Origin of the sequence: Nonomuraea sp. NPDC050663, assembly GCF_044456985.1 — a bacterium.
In the GTDB taxonomy this organism is placed as follows: Bacteria; Actinomycetota; Actinomycetes; order Streptosporangiales; family Streptosporangiaceae; genus Nonomuraea.
Genome location: NZ_JBITGL010000014.1, coordinates 36,734 through 52,216, shown reverse-complemented (window position 1 = coordinate 52,216; position 15,483 = coordinate 36,734). Strand labels below are relative to the sequence as shown.

12 protein-coding genes are annotated in these 15,483 nt (G+C 71.3%); 5 read left to right on the top strand and 7 right to left on the bottom strand.

Annotated elements, in window-relative coordinates; translation table 11 throughout:
• The first annotated feature begins 70 nt into the window (after nucleotides 1–70).
• Together ACIBH1_RS34455 and ACIBH1_RS34450 are read left to right on the top strand one after the other, a co-directional pair.
• Nucleotides 71–1,417, top strand: coding sequence for an ankyrin repeat domain-containing protein (locus ACIBH1_RS34455; RefSeq protein WP_397318181.1), 1,347 nt, complete (start codon nucleotides 71–73; stop codon nucleotides 1,415–1,417).
• Between the two features lie 152 nt (nucleotides 1,418–1,569).
• Entirely contained in the window at nucleotides 1,570–2,592 is a 1,023-nt protein-coding gene (locus ACIBH1_RS34450) for a glycoside hydrolase family 19 protein (protein WP_397318386.1), read from the top strand.
• 52 nt (nucleotides 2,593–2,644) lie between these two features.
• Here ACIBH1_RS34450 and ACIBH1_RS34445 read toward each other — a convergent pair whose 3' ends face one another.
• Nucleotides 2,645–4,231, bottom strand: a complete 1,587-nt coding sequence (locus ACIBH1_RS34445) for a cellulase family glycosylhydrolase (RefSeq protein WP_397318180.1) — start codon at nucleotides 4,229–4,231, stop codon at nucleotides 2,645–2,647.
• Between the two features lie 242 nt (nucleotides 4,232–4,473).
• Between ACIBH1_RS34445 and ACIBH1_RS34440 the strand changes: the two genes are divergently transcribed.
• Nucleotides 4,474–6,924, top strand: a complete 2,451-nt coding sequence (locus ACIBH1_RS34440; protein WP_397318179.1) for a glycoside hydrolase family 3 N-terminal domain-containing protein — start codon at nucleotides 4,474–4,476, stop codon at nucleotides 6,922–6,924.
• A 127-nt stretch (nucleotides 6,925–7,051) separates the two neighbouring features.
• Nucleotides 7,052–7,393 (top strand): hypothetical protein, encoded by a 342-nt coding sequence (locus ACIBH1_RS34435; protein WP_397318178.1) that lies wholly within the window; start codon nucleotides 7,052–7,054, stop codon nucleotides 7,391–7,393.
• Between the two features lie 69 nt (nucleotides 7,394–7,462).
• Here ACIBH1_RS34435 and ACIBH1_RS34430 read toward each other — a convergent pair whose 3' ends face one another.
• Both ACIBH1_RS34430 and ACIBH1_RS34425 read right to left on the bottom strand, forming a co-directional pair.
• Nucleotides 7,463–8,455, bottom strand: coding sequence for a maleylpyruvate isomerase family mycothiol-dependent enzyme (locus ACIBH1_RS34430; protein WP_397318177.1), 993 nt, complete (start codon nucleotides 8,453–8,455; stop codon nucleotides 7,463–7,465).
• Nucleotides 8,455–9,015, bottom strand: a complete 561-nt coding sequence (locus ACIBH1_RS34425) for a sigma-70 family RNA polymerase sigma factor (RefSeq protein WP_397318176.1) — start codon at nucleotides 9,013–9,015, stop codon at nucleotides 8,455–8,457. Before ACIBH1_RS34425 ends, ACIBH1_RS34430 begins: the two co-directional genes overlap by 1 nt.
• Before the next feature lie 115 nt (nucleotides 9,016–9,130).
• Here ACIBH1_RS34425 and ACIBH1_RS34420 point away from each other — a divergent pair, with 115 nt between their 5' ends.
• Nucleotides 9,131–10,648, top strand: a complete 1,518-nt coding sequence (locus tag ACIBH1_RS34420) for a family 20 glycosylhydrolase (RefSeq protein WP_397318175.1) — start codon at nucleotides 9,131–9,133, stop codon at nucleotides 10,646–10,648.
• Here the strand turns inward: ACIBH1_RS34420 and ACIBH1_RS34415 are convergent.
• From ACIBH1_RS34415 to ACIBH1_RS34400, 4 genes are read right to left on the bottom strand one after another with little or no spacing between them, the layout of a single operon-like run.
• Nucleotides 10,609–11,421 (bottom strand): ATP-binding cassette domain-containing protein, encoded by an 813-nt coding sequence (locus ACIBH1_RS34415; protein ID WP_397318174.1) that lies wholly within the window; start codon nucleotides 11,419–11,421, stop codon nucleotides 10,609–10,611. The two genes, ACIBH1_RS34420 and ACIBH1_RS34415, sit on opposite strands and share 40 nt — an antisense overlap.
• Nucleotides 11,418–13,040 (bottom strand): dipeptide/oligopeptide/nickel ABC transporter permease/ATP-binding protein, encoded by a 1,623-nt coding sequence (locus ACIBH1_RS34410; RefSeq protein ID WP_397318173.1) that lies wholly within the window; start codon nucleotides 13,038–13,040, stop codon nucleotides 11,418–11,420. The genes ACIBH1_RS34415 and ACIBH1_RS34410 overlap by 4 nt, the downstream gene beginning before the upstream one ends.
• A complete protein-coding gene (locus ACIBH1_RS34405; RefSeq protein ID WP_397318172.1) occupies nucleotides 13,037–13,978 on the bottom strand; it encodes an ABC transporter permease in 942 nt (313 codons plus the stop codon). Before ACIBH1_RS34405 ends, ACIBH1_RS34410 begins: the two co-directional genes overlap by 4 nt.
• A complete protein-coding gene (locus ACIBH1_RS34400; protein WP_397318171.1) occupies nucleotides 13,975–15,468 on the bottom strand; it encodes an ABC transporter substrate-binding protein in 1,494 nt (497 codons plus the stop codon). The genes ACIBH1_RS34405 and ACIBH1_RS34400 overlap by 4 nt, the downstream gene beginning before the upstream one ends.
• Nucleotides 15,469–15,483: the final 15 nt, after the last annotated feature.

Sequence of the window (15,483 nt, the reverse complement as noted above, 5' to 3'; positions counted from 1 at the left end):
TGCGGGTCCTCCGAAGGGAGGACTTGTGTCATGCGACGAACTGTTCACCGGCCAGGCTAGGGTCGCTGTCATGTATGAGGAAGAGCTCTACCGGGCCGCGCTTGACGGCGATGTGGCGACCGTGGCCGACCTGCTCGACCGGGGCGCCGACCCCGGCCAGGCCGGGCCGGAGGGTCTGCCGCTGTGCGCGGCGGCCGCGTGGGACCGGGTGGACGTGATCAACCGCCTGATCGAGGCAGGCGCCGACGTCAACGGCACGGAGGCCGACGGCTGGCAGCCCTTGCTGTGGGCCGCCGCCAACGGCAACGCCGACGCCGCCCAGGCGCTGATCGACGCGGGCGCCTCGGTGTCCGCCGCCAACACCGGCGGCGACACCCCGCTCACCCTCGCCGCCCGCCGTGGCGCGCTGGGCGTGGTGCGCGTGCTGCTCGACGCGGGCGCCGACCCGCAGGCCTACGACGGCGACGGCGACAGCCCGCTCGACATCGCCGCCGACTGGGTGGGCGTGCACCTGGAGAGCGCCCTGCTCGACCAGATCGGGCAGGACGGCTGGGAGTACGTCGTGGCCAGGCAGTTCGCCAAGGACGGCACCGAGCTGGTCACCGTCGCGGGCCGCGCGCCCGACAGCGAGGAGAGCGAGCAGGTCCAGGCGCAGCGCGGCCACGCCGCGATCACCACGCTGCTCGAGGACGCGACGGGCGTCGTCTCCCCCGTCTCCCAGCTGGTCGCCCGCGCGCTGGCGCACCGCGACACCGACGAGGACGCCGAGACCTGGTGGGTGGTGGCCGACTCCCTGTCCAAGCGCGGCGACGAGGCGACCTACGAGGAACTGGCCGCGTTGTGCGTGAGCGAGGACGCCCGCGAGCGCGAGTTCGGCGTCGACGCGATCGCCCAGTTCGGCGTGGAGGACGACGGCGAGAAGCCGTACGTCGAGCGCACGCTGCCGCTGCTGCAGAAGATGGCCACCACCGAGGGCAACCCCCAGGTGCTGCGCTCGGTGCTGGCCGCGCTGGGCCACCAGGGCGACCCCAGGGCGCTGCCGCAGGTGCTCGACATCATCGGGCGCCCCGGTCACCGCCGCACCATGACCGACGCCATCGCCCTGGCCGACGTGCTGCCGCCCGACAGCGCCGAGGGCCTGGCCATCCTCATCGAGATGACCTCCGACGAGGAGGACGAGGTGCGCGACTGGGCCACGGCCGGACTGGCCGGGCTCGACGTCGACACGCCCGAGGTGCGCGAGGCCCTGGCCGCCAGGCTCGACGACGAGGACCTGCACACGGTGGCCGAGGCCACGCGCGGGCTGGCCCAGCGCGGCGACCGCCGCGCCGAGCTCGGGGTCAAGCGAGTGCTGGCCGAGAGCGACGACGAGTACGCCAGGGGCCTGGCGGTCGAGGCGCAGACGACGCTGTCCTGATCATGCGCCGCCCGGTCCCTTGCGGGGCCGGGCGGACTTTGGGCCTTGTCAGGGGCACTCACTCGCGCTAATTCTTAGGAAACTTTCCTAAAAGGAGTGGTCGGGTGAAGAGCATCTACGCCTTAGTCACCACCGCCCTGCTGGCGCTCGCCATGCTGACGGTGCTGCCGATGACCGCGGCGCAGGCCGCCGCATGCGCCACCGCCTGGAGCTCCTCGGCGGTCTACACCGGGGGCATGCAGGCCTCACACAACGGCCGCAACTACACCGCCAAGTGGTGGACCCAGGGCGAGACCCCCGGCGGCGCCCAGGTCTGGCGCGACGACGGCGCCTGCACCGGCGGCGGGGGTGGCGGCGGCACCACCTGCAACTACCCGAACTGGGCGGCGGGCACGCAGTACAACGTCGGCGCGATCGTGCGCTACACCGACGGCAACCACTACATCGCCGTCCACGCCAACCCCGGATACGACCCGGTGATCAGCCACTGGTTCTGGGACCCCTACACCTGCTCGGGAGGAGGCACTCCGACGCCCACGAACTCGCCCGACCCCTCTGGCTTCGTCGTCAGCGAGGCCCAGTTCAACCAGATGTTCCCGAGCCGGAACTCCTTCTACACCTACAGCGGCCTGACCGCCGCCCTGTCGGCCTACCCGGCCTTCGCCAAGACGGGCAGCGACACAGTGCGCAAGCAGGAGGCCGCGGCGTTCCTGGCCAACGTCAACCACGAGACCGGCGGCCTGGTGCACATCGTGGAGCAGAACACCGCCAACTACCCGCACTACTGCGACGCCACCCAGTCCTACGGCTGCCCGGCCGGCCAGGCCGCCTACTACGGACGCGGGCCGATCCAGCTGAGCTGGAACTTCAACTACAAGGCCGCGGGCGACGCGCTCGGGCTGCCGCTGCTGACCAACCCGTGGCTGGTGCAGCAGGACGCGTCGGTGGCCTGGAAGACGGCGATCTGGTACTGGATGACCCAGAGCGGCCCCGGCACGATGACGCCGCACAACGCCATCGTCAACGGGCACGGCTTCGGTGAGACGATCCGCAGCATCAACGGCGCCCTGGAGTGCAACGGCGGCAACCCCGCCCAGGTGCAGAGCAGGGTCGCCAAGTACCAGCAGTTCACGCAGATCCTCGGGGTCAGCCCCGGGGGCAACCTGACCTGCTGACCGCCCGTGGGGTACGGCAGGCGGACCGCCTGCCGTACCTCCTCGGTGATCGTCAGGAGCAGGCCGCGCCGGTCGGCTGGCCGGAGGAGGGGCCGTTGGCGGTGAAGCCGACGGTGACGGTCTGGCCGGGCGCGAGGTTCGGCGCCCAGCCGGGACCCTTGGCCGTCCAGGTGGAGCCCGACGTGGTGACCGTGGCGTTCCAGGCGTTGTTGAGGGTCACGCCCGCGGGCATGGTCCACTGCGCGGTCCAGTTGGCGATGCTGGACGTTCCGCTGTTGGTGACGGCCATCTCGCCCTGGAAGCCGCCCTGCCAGCTGTTGGTGATCTTGTAGGCGAAGGTGCAGGCGCCGGGGACGGGCCCGGTCGGCGTGGGCGACGAGGTGCCGGTCGGGTCGGGGTCGGGGTCGCCGGACGGCGGGATCAGGTAGGGCTGGAGGATGTCCTGCTTGTCCTGGTTGATGGAGATCCAGTCGTCCTTGGCGATGCCGCCGGTGTCGCCGGAGTTGGGGTTCCACGACCAGTACGTGAACGACATGCCGTTGACGCCCGTGCCCAGGTACTTCATCAGCTCCTGGAGCCAGACCTTGTCGACGTTGGCGGTGAGGGTGGTGCCGAACTCGCCGAGCATGATCGGGGCGATGTTCTGCTTGTACAGGTAGCCCCAGTACTTGTCCCAGATCGCCGGCAGGTTGGCCGGGTAGTTCGGGGCGTCGAACCACGTCTGCCGGTAGACCGAGGTGGCGTAGTCGTGCGGCGAGTAGACCAGGCGGTTCGGCACGTCGAGCCGGACAGGGAACTGCCCGGCCTTGCTCAGGTTGCCGCCCCACCAGCCGCAGTCCTCGTCGTTGGAGGTGTCGCCGTCCCACACGTTGGACAGCCCGCCGCTCGGGCAGCTCACGCCCTCGACGAAGATCAGCCAGTTCGGGTTGGCCGACAGCACCGCGTTGCCCGCCCGCTCGGCCGCCAGGCGCCAGTCACGCGCCGGGTCGCCGCAGCCCCAGCAGGCGCCGGTGGCGTTGGGGTTGGTGCCCTCGGCGTGCGGCTCGTTGTGCAGGTCGGCGCCGATCACCGTGGTGTTGCCCGCGTAGCGCCGGGCGAGCATCTTCCAGTCGTTGATCCAGGTCGTCTCGGGTGTGGCCGAGACGTACCAGAGCGCCGACTGGCCCGCGGCGGTCGGCCGGTGCCGGTCGAGGATGACCCGCATGCCCTTGTCGCCCGCGTAGTCGATGACCTTGTCGAGGATCTGCAGGGGCGAGAGGCCGACGAGGTCCGGGTTGACGAAGTCGTTGATGCCGGAGGCCGTGGCACCCGGCTTGAGCGCGTCGTTGGAGTACGGCACGCGCAGCGTGTTGTAGCCGAGCGAGGCCACCTTGTCGATCTGCGCCCGCCACGTCGCGCTCGACCACAGGCCGTGGAAGGTCTTGTTGTCGGTCTCCATGCCGAACCAGTTGATGCCGGTCAGGCGGACCGTGGCGCCGGTGCTGTCCACGATCTTGTTGCCGAAGGTGCGCAGGTAGCCGGTGCCGGTGTCGGCCGTGGCCGGTGCCGAGAGGGTCAGCGCGACGGCGGCGCTCGCGGCCGCCACCGCCACACCGACCATGCCCGCCAGCATCCGCCTGTGGGCCGGAGCTCGTTCCATGAGGTTGTTCGCCTTTCGCCTTCCGCAGAAACGCGGTCATGGTGTGGCGGCCGGCCCGGAGGAGGCAATCGACGAGCGGCAGCGTCCGGGGTTGACCTGGGGCGCGAGGCTGAAAGTTTCATCCGTTTCGCGGCGTGCGGGCGAGGCCGGGGGTTCGGAGGTTTGCAGGACCCCGGCCGCGGCTTACAGTCCGGCAGTGGGAGCGCTCCCAAACTCTCACCCTCCGTCCGTAAGGGGCGACCGTGCGATCCACTCCGCTCGTGCTCTGCCTGCTCATGGCAGGGCTGTTCCTTCCCCGTCCCGCGGTCGCCGCGGCACCGCCCATCCGCACGGCCGCCCTGGCGGCCCTGCCGTACCAGGACCCGAGCCTGCCCGTGGCCACGCGGGTCGCCGACCTGCTCGCCCGCATGAGCCTCGACGACAAGCTCGGCCAGATGACCCAGGCCGAGCGCGCCTCCGTCACGACCGGCGAGATCACCTCCTACCGCCTCGGCTCCGTGCTGTCGGGCGGCGGCTCGGCCCCCTCGCCCAACACCGCGAGCTCCTGGGCCGACATGTACGACGCCTTCCAGCGCGCCGCGATCGCCGCCCCGCTCGGCATCCCGCTCCTCTACGGCTCCGACGCCGTGCACGGCCACAACAACGTCGTCGGCGCGACGATCTTCCCGCACAACATCGGCCTGGGCGCCACCCGCGACCCCGAACTCGTCGGGCGCATCGGCGGCGCCGTCGCCAAGGAGGTCGCCGGAACCGGCGTCGACTGGAACTTCGCGCCCTGCGTCTGCGTCGCCCGCAACGACCGCTGGGGCCGCACCTACGAGTCGTTCGGCGAGAAGCCCGAGATCGCCTCGTCGATGACCACCTTCATCACCGGCCTGCAGGAGGGCGGCGCCCGCGTCCTGGCCACCGCCAAGCACTACCTCGGCGACGGCGGCACCACCAACGGCACCGACCAGGGCAACACCGACCTGCCGGAGACGGAGCTGCGCTCCATCCACCTGCCGCCGTTCAGGCAGGCCGTCGAGCGCGGGGTCGCCTCCGTCATGCTCTCCTACAACAGCTGGAACGGCGCCAAGCTGCACGGCCACCGCTACCTCGTCACCGACCTGCTCAAGACGGAACTCGGCTTCGGCGGATTCGTGGTCTCCGACTGGAACGGCGTCGACCAGATCGACGGCGCCACCGGCCTGTCGGCCACCGACGTGCGCACCGCGATCAACGCCGGGGTCGACATGGTGATGGCCCCCGAGTCGTGGAAGTCGTTCATCAGCCTGCTGCGCACCGAGGTCCAGGCCGGGCGCGTCGCGATGACCAGGATCGACGACGCCAACCGCCGCATCCTCACCAAGAAGTTCGAGTACGGCCTGTTCGAGAAGCCCCTCACCGACCGATCCCTCACCGGCTCCGTCGGCAGCGCCGCCCACCGCGCGATCGCCAGGGAGGCGGTGGCCAAGTCGCAGGTCCTGCTGAAGAACGGCGGCGGCATCCTGCCCCTGGCCACGTCGGGCGGCAAGATCTTCGTCGCCGGCAAGAGCGCCGACGACATCGGCAACCAGAGCGGCGGCTGGACGGTCTCGTGGCAGGGATCGTCCGGGCCGATCACCCCCGGCACCACGATCCTGCAGGGCATCCGCGCCACCGTCGACTCGTCCACCACCGTCACCTACAACCGGACCGGCTCCGGCATCGACGGCACCTACCGCGCCGCCGTCGCCGTCATCGGCGAGACGCCGTACGCCGAAGGCCGCGGCGACCGGACCGGGGCGATGGGCCTCGACTCCGAGGACCTGCAGACGCTCACCACCCTGCGCGCCTCCGGGGTGCCGGTCATCGTGGTCCTGGTCTCGGGACGGCCGCTGGAGATCTCCTCACAGTTGCCCGACTGGCGCGCCCTCGTCGCCGCGTGGCTTCCCGGCACCGAGGGGCAGGGCGTCGCCGACGTCCTGTTCGGCCGGGTGCCCCCGACCGGGAAACTGCCCGTGACGTGGATGACCAGCGCCTCGCAGCAGCCCATCAACGACGGCGACGGCAAGCAGGCGCTGTTCCCGTACGGGTTCGGGCTGACCTACTCCTCGGAGCCGGAGGACGACACCACCCCGCCCACCGCCCCCGGCGCCCCCGCCTCCTCCGAGGTCACGGCCAGCTCCGTGAGGCTGTCGTGGACGGCCGCGGCCGACAACGTGGGCGTCACCGGGTACGAGGTCGTACGCGTGCAGGGCGGCACCGAGTCCCCGGCGGCCACCACCGCCTCGACCAGTGCGACCGTCAGCGGGCTCACGGCGAACACCTCGTACACGTTCGCCGTGTACGCCAGGGACGCCGCGGGCAACCGCTCCCCCCGCTCCGCCACGGTGACGGTCACCACATCGGGCGGAGGCACCGGGAGCGGCTGCACGGCCACGGCGACGGTGCAGAGCCAGTGGGGTGGCGGATACGTGACGCAGGTCGCGGTCGCCAACCCGGGCACCTCGGCGATCAGCGGGTGGGCGGTCACGTTCACCCTGCCCGCCGGGCAGACGATCAGCGGGTCGTGGAACGCGGTGTTCACGGTGTCGGGGTCGGCGGTGACGGCGCGCAACGTGTCGCACAACGGGTCCGTGGGGCCGTCGGGGTCCACGTCGTTCGGGTTCCAGGTGAGCCGGGGCGCGGGCGACTCGGCGGTGGCATCCGGGTTCGGGTGCACGGCTTCGTGAGAGGGAAGGGCTGAGAACTTCTGCGTCCATGCGCGGTTACCCCCTTCGACAGCTTCGGAGGGGGTACGGCGTGGACCGGGCCCATCCGAGTGCGTGATCTGTGCCGCCAGTGGTAAACCATGAAGGTATGTCCAGCCAGATTCCCGCATTCCTCGACGATGTCGGCCGTGGATGGCATCCGCTGCTGCAGCGGCTGCACAGTGACCTGCTGGCCGCTGACCCCGGCTACAGAGTCAGCCAGGTCAAGGAGAAGTACGGCGAGCTGAGGGTCTACTTGCTGACCGGCCTGCTGCGTTCGCTCGCTGCGCCGGATGAAAGGGAGCCCGACCACTACGAGGGGCTGACGCCGTCGCAGCTCGTCCGCGCCGCTGAGCAGGAATCAGCCCGGATCTGCGAATACTGCGGCGCGCCTGGCCGGTCCAGGGACAGACCCTGGATCAAGACTCTCTGCGACGACTGCGCGGGCTGAAACCTGACCTTCATGGGCAAGCCCGGAGGCGCGTGGCGCGAAGCGTCCAGGCACCGCGGGCCCGTGCTGTCAGGGGCCGGAGAGGGCGGGGGCGGTGCGGATGACTTCGCGGGCCAGGTCGAGGTCGCCTTCCAGCTCGGCCGAGAAGCGGTCGAGTTCGCCGGGGCGGCCCAGGAGGAAGCAGAAGTCGACGACGTCGGCGGTGATGTGGGCGTCCGGGGGGCGGGTGGCGGCGGGGTCGGCGATGCCGAGGGGCATGGTCCAGTCGCCGCCGCCGTCGCCGGTGAGGTGGAGGCCGAGGATGCGGCCGCTGCCGTCGATGCCGGACATGAGCATGGTCCATGGCAGGAGGCGGGCGCACAGGTCGGCGGCGGGGTGGATGTGGGGGCCGATCGGGCGGGGCAGGCGGAGGGTGGCGACGCGGGCGGCGTCGTCGGTGTGGACCCAGGTTTCCAGCATGCGGGCGAGGACGTGGTCGCCGACGGGGGCGTCGAGGCCGTCGACGGTGGCGGGGGTGTCGCGCGGGAGGGTGGACAGGTGGCGGCACAGGGCGTCGGCCTGGGCACGCCAGTCGCGGCGGGTCTGCTCGGGGCTGCGGGAACGTTCGTAGGCCTGGACGTCGGCGGTGCGTCCGAGGGCGTCGACGGCGGCCAGGGGCGGGCCGAGGACGGGGGCGCCGACGGAGGCGGCGAGCAGGCCGTCCTTGGCCGCGAGGTGGGCGACGAGTTCCTGGAGGGTCCAGCCTTCGACGATGACGCGGTTCCAGTCGTCGTCGACGGCGGCGCCGAGGAGGGCGTCCATGGCGGCGACGCGGCCGGCGTACGGCTCGGCCCAGGAGGCGGTGCGTTCGGCGGGGCGGCGGCGGGCGCGGGCTCCGGCGAGGAGCTGGAGGCGGAGGGAGTGGCCGCCGGGGAGAGCGCCACCAGCGAGAACGCCGCCGGGGAGGGGCGGGTGAGCCCCAGAAGCGAGGGTGGCGTCGGAAGCGAGGGCGGCGTCCGTCGAAGGGGAGGGCTCGGCTGCCTCGAGCAGCGCGTCCAGGTAGAGACGCTCGACCGGGTCCATCACACCTCCTCCTCGGCCAGTTCCTCGGCCAGTTTCCTCAATGCCATCCGTATCCGCGATTTGGCGGTGCCCTCGGGCACCCCTAACTCCTCCCCCACCTGCCGGTAGGTCCGCCCGCCGAAGTAGGCGAGCTGTACCGCCTCCCGCAGCGTGTCGGGCAGCTTGGTCACCGCCTGCCGTACTCTCTCGGCCTCGTCGGCGGCGAGCACGCCGTCTTCCAGCCGCTCGGGTGCGGGTTCGAAGAGCCGGGGCCCGAGGGTGGAGACGCGGCGGCGTTCCTCGGTGCGCACGTGGTCGACGGCGCGCCGGTGGGCGATGGTGGCCAGCCAGGCCCTGAGCGATCCCCTGTCGGGGTCGTAGGCCAGGGGCCGTTCCCAGAAGATGAGGAAGACCTCCTGGGTGATGTCCTCGGCGACGACCCGGTCGCGTGTGACGCGGACGGCCAGGCCGTAGATGAGGGCGGCGAAGCGGTCGTAGACCTCGCCGAGGGCGCTGTCGTCTCCGCCGACCACGCGCTGGTGCAGCAGGCGGTCGTCGTAGGGCGCCTCCACTGGCACCACACTCCCAGAGTGATCCGCTGACGCCACGGTCCGAGCATGTCACTATTCGCCGGAAAAGTTGACATGGATGACCAATCACGATTTTCTACCAACTGGTAGAAAATTGGAGGCTCCCGTGTCGCTCGTCCCCCTGCCCCTCCTGAGCACCCCGCGCCCCGGCGGGTCACGTCCTGGCGAGGTCATCCGCATCTCCCCGGATCCGGTGGCCGAGGCCGCCGCCGACCTGATCACCAAGCTGTACGGCACGCGTACGGAGATCACCGCCGAAGACCCCGACCTGCTCTTCGTGCGCGCCCCGGTCGACCAGCCCGCTCCGCGTGGCCTCGACCCCCTCGGCCAGGCGGAGGGCTACGAGCTGGTCACCGGCGAGCACGGCGGCGTCACGGTCACCGCGCCGACGTCGGCCGGGTTGTTCCGCGGCGCGACCACCTATGCCCAGCTGCTGGCCGAGGGGGTGCCCGGCATCCTCGTCCAGGACGCCCCCGCCTACGCCTGGCGCGGCCTGTCGCTCGACGTGGTGCGCCGGTTCTTCCCCGTCGAGCAGGTGAAGCGGGTGATCGACCTGCTGGCGTTGTACAAGTTCAACGTCCTGCACCTGCATCTGAGCGACAGCCAGGCCTGGCGCCTGGAGATCCCCGGCATGCCGGAGCTGACCGATCCCGCTCACTGGCCGGGCGACGCGGGTTCGCGCAACGGCGAGGGCCGCCAGCACTACACGGTCGCCGACTACCAGGAGCTCGTGCGCTACGCGGCCGAGCGGTTCGTCACGGTCGTGCCCGAGCTGGACATGCCGGGTCACACGCAGGCGGTGTTGTCGGCCTATCCGGAGCTCGGCGAGCGCCCGCACGCGATACTCGGCCACCTGGACCCGGCCAGGGCCATGGGCTTCGTGGAGACCGTCATCGCGGCGACGCCGGGGCGGTGGCTGCATCTGGGCGGCGACGAGGCGTTCGGCATGCCGCACGAGCTGTACGCCGTGTTCATGACGGAGGCGCTCGCCAGGGCGCGCAAGGCGGGCAAGCAGGTCGTCGCCTGGCAGGAGGCGGCCAGGTCGGGCAGCCTCCTGCCGCAGGACGTCGTGCAGTGCTGGGTGGGCAGGGGCGACGAGTTCGACGCGGAGAAGATGCGCGAGCAGGTCCCGGAGGAGTACCACCCGCTGCTCGACGTGGTGGCAGAGTCGTTCGCCCGCTCGCCGCAGGACACTCCTGACGCGGTCGGGCAGGGCGCGTGGATCCTCGCCTCCCCGAGCAGCGTGCTGTACCTGGATCGCCGCTACGCCGAGGAGTCGACGGACCCGGCGCAGAACGGAGAACGTCCCGGCATGCCCGCCTACGCCCCGCGCGGGTGCAGGGAGCTGTTCGACTGGATGCCGGGGACGCTGGAGGAGATCCCGGAGGGCGCCCGCCTGGCGGGGGTGGAGGCGGCCGTCTGGTGCGAGAGCGTCAAGGGCTTCGACGACCTGGCGTTCCTGCTGCTGCCCCGGTTGAGCGCGATCGCGGAGAAGGCCTGGACGGCCGGGCCCACCACGTGGGACGACTACCGCGACCGGGTCGGCGGCCATCCCGGGCTGTGGCGGGCCCTGGGCTGGGACGCCTACTTCAGTTCAAGGGACCTGTTCTCCTCGAACGCCTGACGCCGCGCCCGCTGCTCGGCCACGTCCGCGACGGGCGCGGCCAGCAGCAGGGAGCGGGTGTAGGGGTGCGTGGGCTCGCCGCGCACCCCGAGCTCCTCCACGATCCTGCCGTCGCGCAGCACGGCGATCCGGTCGCTGACGAAGCGCACCACGGCCAGGTCGTGCGAGACGAACAGATAGGACACCCCGGTCTGCTCCTGGATCTCCCGCAGCAGGTCGAGCACGGTCTTCTGGGTGGTCAGGTCGAGCGCGGAGACCGGTTCGTCGCAGACGATCAGCTTGGGGCCGATGGCCAGCGCCCTGGCGATGGCCACCCGCTGGCGCTGGCCGCCGGAGAACTCCCTCGGCAGCCGGGCGGCCGCGCCGGCGGGCAGGTGCACCCGTTCGAGCAGCGTGGCCACCCTGGTGCGGGCGCCGGGCCTTCCGAGCAGCGGCTCGGCCAGGGTGTCGCCGATGGTGCGCGAGGGGTTCAGCGACGTGTACGGGTCCTGGAAGATCACCTGGAGGTCGCGGGCGAGCTCGCGGCGGCGTCGCCGGGTGGCGTGCTCGATGCGCTCGCCGCCGAAGGTGATCGTGCCCGACTCGACGGGGACCAGGCCCAGGACGGCCCGGCCGACGGTGGTCTTGCCCGAGCCCGATTCCCCTACCAGCCCGAGCGTCTCGCCGGGCGCCACCGACAGGTCGATCCCGCGCAGCACCTGGGTGCGCGGCGCGCGCCAGCCGCGTCCTGGGTAGGAGACCTGGAGGTCCTCGACGGTGAGCAGGGTGTTCACGTGACCTCCAGCGGCAGCACCGCGTCGAGCAGCATGCGGGTGTAGGGATCGCGGGGGGCGTGGAGCACCTGCTCGGCCGTACCGGTCTCGACGATGCGGCCTTCGCGCATCACCGCCACCCGGTCGCACAGGTCGGCCACGACGCCGAGGTTGTGGGTGACCAGGAGCACGCCGAGGCCGTTGTCGCGCTGCAGCCTGCGCAGCAGCCCGAGCACCTCGGCCTGCACGCGCACGTCGAGCGCGGTGGTGGGCTCGTCGGCGATGAGCAGCTTCGGCTCGCACGACATCGCTCCGGCGATGAGCACGCGCTGCGCCATGCCGCCGGAGATCTCGTGCGGGTAGGAGTCGAAGACCCGGCGCGGGTCGCGGATCTCGACGAGGGAGAGCAGGTCGAGGGCCTTCTGTACGGCTTGCGCCCGGCCGAGCCGCAGTTTCACCCGCATCGGCTCGACGAGCTGGCTGCCCACGGTGAAGGCCGGGTCGAGGTTGCTCATGGGCTCCTGCGGGATGTAGGCGACGACGGTGCCGCGCAGCTCCCGGTGCCGCCTCTCGGGCAGGCCGACGATCTCGGTGCCGTCGACGGTGATGCTTCCCCTGCTCACCCTGCCGGTCTCGGGCAGGATGCCGAGGATGGAGAAGGCGGTCTGGGTCTTGCCCGAGCCGGATTCGCCGACGAGGCCGAGGATCTCGCCCGCGCGCACGTCGAGGGAGACGCCGTGCACGACCTCGCCCGAGGGGTAGGCGACGGCCAGGTCGCGGACCGACAGCAGCGCCGCCCGCTCGCCGGGGTCCGGGGCGGGTACGGCGGGCGGCGCGGCGACCGGAGGCACCCGCGAGCCCCGGTCCTCCAGCGTGTCGCGCAGTCCCGCCGCGAGCAGGACGAGCGCCCCGCTGGTGAGGCCGAGCGCGAGCCCCGGCCAGAGCATGAGCACCGGGTCGCGCTGCATGTTCTTGAACGCCTCGTTGAGCATCGCCCCCCAGGTCGGGGTGTCGCCGCTGCCGATGCCGAGGAATTCGAGGCCCGCCTGGAGCCCGATGGCGATGCCCGCGACGAGCGCGATCTGGATGATGATCGGCGCGCGGACCACGATGAGCACGTGCCGCCAGACGATGCGCGCGTCGCTCAGTCCCGACACCCTCGCGGCGTCCACGTACAGCTCGCCGCGCACGCCCGCCACGATGCCGCGCACGAGGCGGTGGAAGCTGGGCGCGATGAGGAAGCCGAGCACCACCATGAGCACCCAGACCGTGGAGCCGAGGATGGCGCGGGAGGCCAGGAGCACGACCATGGCGGGCAGGGCCATCACGAGGTTGACCAGCCAGCCGGCGGCGGCGTCGAACCAGCCGCCGTAGTAGCCGGCCAGCAGCCCTGACGGCACGCCGAGCACCAGGGCGACGAGCAGGGCGATGAGGGCGCCGCCGAGGGTGTTCTGCCCGCCGTACAGGAGCCTGGCCAGGATGTCGCGCCCGGCGGAGTCGAAGCCGAGCGGGTGGCCGGGCGCGGGCCCTTCGAAGGCGTGGTGCAGGCTGGACACGTCGGGTCCCGCCGGGCTGAGGACGGGGGCGAGCAGGACGGCCAGCACGATGAGGCCGAGCACGAGCCCGGAGATCCACTTCATCGCAGCCTCGCCTTCGGGTTGAGCCAGCCGATCAGGATGTCGACGAGAAGGTTGATGACGATCACTCCGATGACCGAGATCATGACGAGCGCCATGATGATCGGGATGTCGCCGCGGGTGGTGTAGCCGACGGTCATGCTGCCGATGCCGGGCAGGCCGAAGATCTGCTCCACCAGGACGGCGCCGCCGAGCAGGCCGACGAACTGCATGCCGAGCACCGACAGGGCGGGCGCGGCGGCGTTGCGCAGCACGTGGCGCAGGATGATGCGCCGCGGCGGCAGCCCGCGGGCGCGTAGGGTGCGCACGTAGTCCTGGCGCAGCACGTCGATGACCGAGCCGCGCACCTGCTGGGCGACGCCCGCGACGGAGCCGACCGACAGGGCCAGGATCGGCAGGGTGACGGTCGACAGCCAGCCGGTGAACGACTCCTCCAGCCCGATGTAGCCGATCGCGGGGAACCAGCCGAGCTCGACGGCGAACAGCCAGACCATGACGAGGGTGACCAGGAAGCCGGGCAGGGCGTAGCCGGTGACCGCGAGGATCTGGACGAACCGGTCGACCGGGCCCCGCCGTACCCCGGCCCAGAGGCCGAGAAGGAGCGACAGCAGGGCGGTGACCAGGGTGACGCCGGCCATCAGGCTGAGCGTGACCGGCAGCCGGTTGGCGATGGCCTGCAGCACGTTCTCGCTGGTGAACCAGGAGGTGCCGAAGTCGCCGCGCACCGCCGCCGCCAGCCAGTCGAGGTATTGCACGAGGGCGGGCCGGTCGAGGCCGAGCGCGGCGTTCTTGGCGTCGACGAGCTCCTGGGCGGCGCCCTGGCCGAGCAGCTGGCGGGCCACGTCGATGTGCGGGATGGACAGCAGGGTGTAGGAGAGCATCGAGATCACCAGGACCAGGCCCGCGCCCGCCGCCACCCTGCGGACGACGAAGCCGGTCATCCGGCCGGGGCGTAGTTGTAGATCGACGGCACGGCCATGCCGTCCTGCGGGGTGATGGCGACGCTGCCGTCGGAGACGTGCAGGTAGGTCATCCGGTAGAAGGGCAGGAACCAGCCGTCCTCGACGAGGTGGCGGTTGAGCGCCTGCAGGTCGGCCTGCTCGCCCTTGGCCTGGATCTTGGGCAGCAGCTTCTTCACCGTGTCGTCGCTGTAGCCGAACATGTTGAACGCGCCGGGCAGGACCAGCTCGCCCACGACGACCCAGTCGGCGGGCGACTGGCCCATGTTCATGACCATCCCGGAGTAGGCCCTGTCGCGGAAGATCTTCTGGATGGCCGAGCCCGCGTCCACGTCCTCCCAGACGAGCTTGACGCCGACGGCGCCGAGGTCGGTCTGGAGGGAGGCGGCCAGGGCGTCGGAGACGATGGCCGGGATGCGCGGCAGCTTCAGCTCGAACGGCTCCTTGATCAGCTCGCGCGCCTTGGCCTGGTCGAAGCCGTAGAAGGTGTCGAGCTCGGGCAGGTAGCCCTTGGTGGCGGGGCCGAAGACCTGGCCGGTGATCTGGCCGCGGCCCTGGCGGATCTTGTCGAGCATCGTCTGGCGGTCGATCGCGTGGTTGAGCGCCTGCCGTACGGCCGGGTCCTTGAGGCGGGGCGTGACCATGCCCGCGCGGTCGAAGAGCAGGATGCCCTGGAAGTCGAAGTCCTGCTTGACGGTCTTGACGTCGGCGGCGCCCTCGACGGCGATCTGCTGGTCGGCGTCCTGGATGAGGGCGGCGTTGAGCTGCTTGGTCCTGATGCCGTTGACGATCGCGGTCTCGTTGTCGAAGTAGCTGATCGAGACGGTGTCGTACGGCAGGCGGGTGCCCCAGTACTTGGCGGTGCGCTTGAAGACCCACTTGGTGCCGATGACGGTCTGGGCCTGGTCGAGCTCGTAGGGTCCGGTGCCGCCGGGCTGGGTCTTGAGCTGCTCGCCCTTGGCGAAGTCGGCCGGGTTGGCCATGAGGCCGGCGGCGTCGCTGAGGTAGTACAGGAGCGCGGGGTTGGGCTGGGCGAGCTTGAGGGTGACGTGGGTGGCGTCGACCACCTCGATCGTCTTGACGTCGTTGAGCGTCTTGGCCTGCGCGCCGCCGCCCTTGACGAAGCGCTCCATGTTGGCCTTGACCGCGGCGGCGTCGAAGGGACTGCCGTCGTCGAAGGTCACGTCGCCGCGGAGCGTGAGCTTGAGCTCGGTCATGGCGGCGTCGTAGGTCCACTCGGTGGCGAGCATCGGGCTGAAGGTGCCGTCTGGCTCGCGCTTGACGAGCGTGTCGTACACGGCCTGGAAGAACGGCAGCGCGCTGCCGTTGGCGTCCTTCGGGTCGAGGCTCTGCGGCAGCGTCATGGTGGCGATGGCCAGGGACTTCTGGGCCGGTGCGCCCGGCTGGCTCGGCGTGCCCGAGCAGGCCGCGAGCAGGGCGAGGAGGGGCAAAAACGCGGCTGTTCGCTTCATTCCGCGAAACTTACC

Excerpts from the sequence above, each read along its gene's own strand:
- ACIBH1_RS34430 (WP_397318177.1), bottom strand. The coding sequence starts at position 8,455 with ATGGACCCGGTCGAGCGTCTCTACCTGGACGCGCTGCTCGAGGCAGCC.
- ACIBH1_RS34450 (WP_397318386.1), top strand. The coding sequence starts at position 1,570 with ATGCTGACGGTGCTGCCGATGACCGCGGCGCAGGCCGCCGCATGCGCC.
- ACIBH1_RS34435 (WP_397318178.1), top strand. The coding sequence starts at position 7,052 with ATGTCCAGCCAGATTCCCGCATTCCTCGACGATGTCGGCCGTGGATGG.
- ACIBH1_RS34410 (WP_397318173.1), bottom strand. The coding sequence starts at position 13,040 with ATGAAGTGGATCTCCGGGCTCGTGCTCGGCCTCATCGTGCTGGCCGTC.
- ACIBH1_RS34445 (WP_397318180.1), bottom strand. The coding sequence starts at position 4,231 with ATGGAACGAGCTCCGGCCCACAGGCGGATGCTGGCGGGCATGGTCGGT.
- ACIBH1_RS34405 (WP_397318172.1), bottom strand. The coding sequence starts at position 13,978 with ATGACCGGCTTCGTCGTCCGCAGGGTGGCGGCGGGCGCGGGCCTGGTC.
- ACIBH1_RS34455 (WP_397318181.1), top strand. The coding sequence starts at position 71 with ATGTATGAGGAAGAGCTCTACCGGGCCGCGCTTGACGGCGATGTGGCG.
- ACIBH1_RS34400 (WP_397318171.1), bottom strand. The coding sequence starts at position 15,468 with ATGAAGCGAACAGCCGCGTTTTTGCCCCTCCTCGCCCTGCTCGCGGCC.